This is a genomic window from Sphingobacterium tenebrionis, assembly GCF_037126265.1.
GTDB lineage: Bacteria > Bacteroidota > Bacteroidia > Sphingobacteriales > Sphingobacteriaceae > Sphingobacterium > Sphingobacterium tenebrionis.
Genome location: NZ_JAYLLN010000069.1, coordinates 1 through 5,421 on the forward strand (window position 1 = coordinate 1; position 5,421 = coordinate 5,421).

Consider the following 5,421-nt stretch of genomic DNA (forward strand, 5'->3'; position numbering starts at 1 on the left):
ATGCTGAAAAGTACAAAACATCGACTTGCAGCCTAATATTGCTCATGAAATTATAATGGAGCTCCAGAAAGCTATAAAACAGAAGAAGGTGCCTTTTTAGACACCTTCTTTGCATATTTAATATTAACTATTAATATCTGCTTTTGGATTCTCTACGGCCTTTGCCAGAAGAGAAGTCGCGGAATCCACCGCCGGAGTTTCTGTCTCTACGACCAGAACCACCATTGCGTGAACCGTAGCTTCCACCTCTTTCGCGGTCTCCGCCTGAACGACGACTACCACCTCTTCCTCCGCGATCTGAAGATCTACCTTCGCCAGAAACTTCGATACGAACGTTTCTACCGTTGAAATCTACACCTTGGAATCCTTGGAATACGCGTTCTACCTCTTCATCCTGTACTTCGAAGAACGTAAATACTCCTTTTAGATCGATCTTACCGATTGACTTTCCAGAAATCTTACTTTTGTTACAGATGAAGGATAACATATCACCTCTGCTGAATTCATCTACCGAACCTAAGTTGATAAATAAACGAGTGAATCCTTTAGATGCTTGACGACGACCATCTCTATCTCTTCCTTCTCTTTCGCGACCATTATCACGACCGTCGATGTTCAAATCAGGAGCGTCTTCGTAGTAATTTAAGAATCTATTGAATTCTAAAGATGCAAAACGTTTTACGATCTCCTCTTTGGAAAGGTCCTGAAGGCTTTCTAAGATTTGAGGAAGGAACGTATTGATCCTATCTTCGTGTACTTCTACGTTATGCACTTTATCGATGATTGCGAAAAGCTGTTTCTCACAAACCTCAGTTCCTTGAGGAACTTGTTTGCGGATGAATTCTTTTCCAATGATCTTTTCGATATGACGAATTTTGCTCATTTCTTTCACATTGATCAAAGAAATAGAGATACCCGTTTTACCGGCACGAGCTGTACGGCCTGAACGGTGGGTATAGTTTTCTGTTTCGTCAGGTAATGAATAGTTGATAACGTGTGTTACGTCATTTACGTCGATACCACGAGCAGCAACATCCGTAGCAATCAATAATTGCAAGTTGCGTTCGCGATAGCGTTTCATTACTTTATCGCGTTGTTGTTGAGAAAGGTCACCATGTAAAGAATCGGCATTGTAGCCATCTTTGATCAATGCTTCCGCAATCTCTTGGGTTTCAATTTTAGTACGACAGAACACAATACCAAAGATCTCTGGGTAAAAATCTACGATGCGTTTGAAAGCAGCGTATTTATCTTTCGCCTTGATCATGTAATAATGGTGTTCGATGTTCGTATTACCGGTGTTCTTTGTACCTACAGTTAACTCAAAAGGGTTAGTCATGTAGTTTTGGGCAATACGACGTACTTCTTTAGGCATGGTTGCTGAAAACAACCACGTTTTTTTGTCGTCAGGAGTTTCGGAAAGGATATTGTTGATGTCCTCTTGGAAACCCATGTTCAACATTTCATCAGCTTCATCTAATACGACATAACGTACGTTAGAGAAGTCGATGGCATTACGGCCGATGATATCAAGCATACGACCTGGGGTAGCAACAACGATTTGAACACCGCGACGGATCTGTCTCAATTGATCGCTGATGTTTGCACCACCATATACGGCAACCACGTGCACATTGTCTAAATGTTTGGCAAATTTTTCTAGGTCTCTTGCAATTTGCAAACACAGCTCGCGCGTTGGACAAAGTACCAATGCTTGTGGTTGTTTCGATGAAAAGTCTAGTTGTTCTAAAAGAGGAAGACCAAATGCCGCAGTCTTCCCTGTACCTGTTTGGGCTAATCCGACAAAATCGTCGTTACCAGTCAGTAATACAGGAATGGCTTTTTCCTGGATGGGAGAAGGTTTTTCGAAACCTAACTCAGTGATGGCAGAAACAATCTCATGACGGATTCCCAGTTCTAAAAATGGGTTCATGAAATAAATTATACAATAGGCACAATTGCCTAAGGCGGTGCAAAGATAAGAACAAATATTGGTTTTTCCTATTGTTCAATACTTTATGTTTATGAAGGGCTTGATAATCAATAAATTTGTAGCTGAAAAGGAATCGGATGTAGCTGCGAAATAATAAGTAAGTGATTTTTTATTAAACCAACATAACGCTAAAAAGTATCCCTGAACAAGAAATATGATTCTGCAAAAGGGCTTTTAGTAAAAATAATCGTCCGATTTAAATCAATGATTATAAAACAATACTAAAAATAGGGTGCATAAAATGATAAATTGTCAAAAAATTGTTGATATTTTTAATTTTTTTGTAGGTTTGTTAATAACTTATTAATCTAATTTATGTGGTATAAAAAATCAATTGCAAAGTTAGTTTCAGAAGCGGAACAGAGCGGCGAAGGAACCTTAAAGAGGACCTTATCCAGTTCAGGACTAATTGCATTAGGGATCGGTGCTATCATTGGAGCCGGTCTTTTTTCGTTAACAGGAATTGCTGCGGCAGATCATGCCGGACCAGCAGTAATGTTATCTTTCATAGTGGCAGCGGTTGGTTGTGCATTCGCAGGTTTGTGTTATGCTGAATTTGCCTCCATGATCCCGGTAGCCGGTAGTGCCTATACCTATTCCTATGCAACCATGGGTGAATTCATGGCCTGGATCATCGGTTGGGATCTGGTGCTGGAATATGCCTTAGCAGGTGCCACCGTTGCGGTCAGTTGGTCTCAGTATTTCAATGAGCTCATGCAGATCATGGGTATCCATCTTCCTCAGCAGCTTTTGGCTGGTCCTTGGGAGGGCGGGATGATCAATCTTCCTGCGATTATTATTGTTTGTTTATTATCACTTCTGTTAATGCGGGGAACGCAGGAGTCTTCTGTTGTTAACAATATCCTGGTTATCCTGAAAGTTAGTGTGGTGATTTTGTTCATCGTTTTAGGATGGCAGTTCATCAACCCTGCTAACCATACGCCATTTATCCCGACGAACGAAGGGGAGGAGCTGGTAAAACAAGGTAAGATGGGCTGGGGGGAATTCTTCTCCAGTGGTTATTTTGGACATTACGGGATCTCCGGTATACTACGTGCATCAGCAGTGGTTTTCTTTGCCTTTATCGGTTTTGATGCGGTAAGTACTGCGGCTCAGGAAGCGAAGAACCCGAAGAAAGGCATGCCGATCGGTATTATTGGTTCCTTGGTCATCTGTACCATTCTTTACGTGTTGTTCTCTTATGTGATGACGGGGTTAGCGCCTTATACCGCTTTCTCTGGTGATGCGAAGCCAGTTGCCACAGCTTTTGAAAAAACCGGTTATCATTTCTTGAATACTGCGATGATTGTTACGATTATTGCTGGTTATACTTCCGTTATCCTGGTGATGTTATTGGGTCAGAGCCGCGTGTTCTATTCCATGAGTAAGGATGGCTTGTTGCCAAAGATCTTCTCAGATCTTTCCAAACGTCAAACGCCTTGGAAAACCAATCTGATCTTCATGGTTTTTGTGAGTATTTTCGCAGGATTTGTTCCGGTATCTGATTTGGGACATATGGTAAGTATCGGTACTTTATTTGCCTTTACGTTGGTATGTATAGGTGTTTTAGTATTACGCAAGACCAATCCGAATATCGAAAGACCTTTCAAAACGCCATTGGTTCCATTGGTTCCAATTTTAGGAATTTTGGTGTGTATCGCGATGATGGCATCCCTTCCGTTGGTGAGCTGGGAGCGTTTAGGAATTTGGATGGCTATTGGTGTAGCAATCTATTTCTTGTACGGTTATAGACACAGTAAACTACGTAAGGAGCGGGAGGCTCAAGGGAAGATTGGTTCTCAAGAGTAAGGAGTTAGGATATGAACAGCTTATGTAGAGCAGTATTAATAGGCCTATTTGGATTATTGGTATCCTGTTCTGAACATAATCCAGAATCACTGTTTGAAGATGTTTTTGTATATAAAAACACTCTTCCAAATACTGTTTCTATTGATTTTTATAGAAGAAATGCTGGAAAAGTATCTATAGATATTGCCGATAGTATAAGTGTGCCTGGAAACTTTAACAGATTTAATTTTACTTTTTCGCCATCAGCACATGATTCCATAGCTATCAAATTTAATGACGGAAAAAAAATTGTTTTCAAATATGATCCCAATTCATTCAATTGGAATTTGAATGCAATAAATTATAACATCTACAAAGAAACTCATAAAATAAAGGGCAATCTTACTACCCAATTCTATACTTACACAATAGATAATAGAATATACGAGTTAGCTAATTAGTACAAATGAGGAAAACTTGTAAAATTAGTAAGAGGTCGTATCAAGCATTTGATACGGCCTCTTACTAATTTAGTTGCTTCTGTTTTTTTTATTATTATCTTCTAATTTTTATATATCGTATATAACTTATATATTTGTTATATGAAGGTTAAGAAAATTATAGATATTGATGAAACTATTTTAACGAAGTTAAAACTGCTTTCTGCTTTTGATGATAAGAGTGTGAAATCAATAATGGAAAAAGCGGTTAAATTTTATGTTGAATATAAAGAAAAAGAACGTTTAAAGGCCTTGTCTGAAGAAGAAAGGGAAGATCTAGGACTGTTGTTATTAATGCAGCAATCAGACAGGGAAGAAACTGTTACTCGAGATGAAATTATGAATGCTTTAGACTAATGGAAATAGTTTTTTTAAGGACTTTTCTTAATGATATTAAGAAAGTGTCAGATAAAAAAATGAACGCTAGAATTAAATTAATCATTATTGAAATTGAAAATGCAAGCACATTAGAAGATATTCCCAATGTTATAAAGATAAAGGGGTTTTCTACTGCTTATCGTTTGAGAATTGGAGGATATAGATTAGGTTTTTTTAAGGATGATAATAAAATTGAACTAGCGCGTTTTGTGAAGAGAAACGATATCTATAAAGTTTTTCCATAATGATTAGCTGAATATTAAAAATTAAGTGTTTGGTTTCTTATAACCCTAGTAATATGAAAACTAAAATCATAAAAATCGGTAAATCTTTTGGAATTATAATTAGGAAACAATTTCTTGAACAGCTCCATATTACAGATGAAGTTTTTTATTAATAAAGGATTCTAAAACCATTATTGAAACGGTAAACTCAAAACCTCGTAAATACTGGGAAGAAAAACTATTAAAAGCTAATTCTTTAAAAGATTTAGGAGAATTTGAATATATCGATAATGATTTCGATAAAACCGAATGGTCTTGGAAATAAGATTTGAAGTTTTAAATTATCAAATAGAATCCTAATTAATTAAAAATATAAATTAACATACAATGGGCTGTATCCGAAAAAGGATACAGCTTTTTTTATTCTCGTGTCCAATCCTAAAAAAGCTATACACAAAAACAAAGTGTATGGAAACAATAGAAAGAGAGTTTGAGTTCGCGGAGCGGACCAGTAAGAAGCAGCCATTCGACAAGCGTC

At 37.6% G+C, this 5,421-nt stretch carries 5 protein-coding genes; 4 read left to right on the forward strand and 1 reads right to left on the reverse strand.

Translation table 11 applies throughout. The features are described 5' to 3' along the window. Nucleotides 1–130: 130 nt before the first annotated feature. Complete coding sequence (locus tag VJ786_RS16415) at nucleotides 131–1,933, reverse strand: DEAD/DEAH box helicase (RefSeq protein ID WP_099367872.1); 1,803 nt, start codon at nucleotides 1,931–1,933, stop codon at nucleotides 131–133. Between the two features lie 375 nt (nucleotides 1,934–2,308). Here VJ786_RS16415 and VJ786_RS16420 point away from each other — a divergent pair, with 375 nt between their 5' ends. The 4 genes from VJ786_RS16420 (at nucleotide 2,309) to VJ786_RS16435 (ending at nucleotide 4,904) form a co-directional block, all read left to right on the forward strand. Beyond that, complete coding sequence (locus VJ786_RS16420; RefSeq protein ID WP_099367871.1) at nucleotides 2,309–3,802, forward strand: amino acid permease; 1,494 nt, start codon at nucleotides 2,309–2,311, stop codon at nucleotides 3,800–3,802. An 11-nt stretch (nucleotides 3,803–3,813) separates the two neighbouring features. Then, a complete protein-coding gene (locus tag VJ786_RS16425) occupies nucleotides 3,814–4,242 on the forward strand; it encodes a hypothetical protein (RefSeq protein WP_336558052.1) in 429 nt (142 codons plus the stop codon). A 141-nt stretch (nucleotides 4,243–4,383) separates the two neighbouring features. Beyond that, a complete protein-coding gene (locus VJ786_RS16430; protein WP_099367869.1) occupies nucleotides 4,384–4,638 on the forward strand; it encodes a hypothetical protein in 255 nt (84 codons plus the stop codon). Then, the gene (locus VJ786_RS16435) at nucleotides 4,638–4,904 is read left to right on the forward strand and encodes a type II toxin-antitoxin system RelE family toxin (RefSeq protein ID WP_099367868.1); all 267 of its coding nucleotides are present in this window, start codon (nucleotides 4,638–4,640) and stop codon (nucleotides 4,902–4,904) included. Before VJ786_RS16430 ends, VJ786_RS16435 begins: the two co-directional genes overlap by 1 nt. The last annotated feature ends 517 nt before the right edge of the window (nucleotides 4,905–5,421 follow it).